This is a genomic window from Tersicoccus solisilvae, assembly GCF_014643255.1.
Taxonomy (GTDB): Bacteria; Actinomycetota; Actinomycetes; order Actinomycetales; family Micrococcaceae; genus Tersicoccus; species Tersicoccus solisilvae.
Genome location: NZ_BMJI01000094.1, coordinates 1 through 548 on the forward strand (window position 1 = coordinate 1; position 548 = coordinate 548).

General features: G+C 43.2%; 1 protein-coding gene. It reads right to left on the reverse strand.

Going from position 1 to position 548, the window contains the following annotated elements:
• On the reverse strand, nucleotides 1-548 hold a 548-nt coding region (locus tag IEX22_RS16410; RefSeq protein ID WP_229660121.1), incomplete at both ends, for a hypothetical protein.

Here is a 548-nt window from a genome sequence, read left to right on the forward strand (position 1 = left end):
CTTTAGGTAAAAATGCATCAAGTATTGGTGGGGTGACTTTCGTTGAGGGGAAGCCATGCTTTCCCGTTTTCATCCCCGTGATCACCACATAATCCGCCTCTTTACCTTTTGAGGCATGAAAAGACTGACACTCAATAGTTAAACTTGGATACTTCCGATTCAGCTGTCTTAGCTCACTCTTATCCGGTAGTTGAAACCAGAAACGAGCGAGCAGGTACACAACAGGCTTGCTCTTTAGTTTATCTTCAGCCTTATTAGCACGCATGTTAATAGCTTTTAAAGCCTGCTCAAGTGCATTAAGGCTTGGTTCATCTTTAGTTGCTGGCTCTTGCTCACCCCGTCGTATCAATGAAACCGTGGGGTAATCGACTTGCGATAGAGAGCGAATATCTTTCTTTAGCTGCACAGGGTTCTTAGTCACAAACTGTGTTGCAACATCACCAATGCTGCTGTTGAACCTGAATGTCTGATCTAAGTACGTTTTAGTAGTTGGACCGAAATAATCTGTAAACTGTGTGGTTAAGTTGACATCTGCACCATTAAAGCGA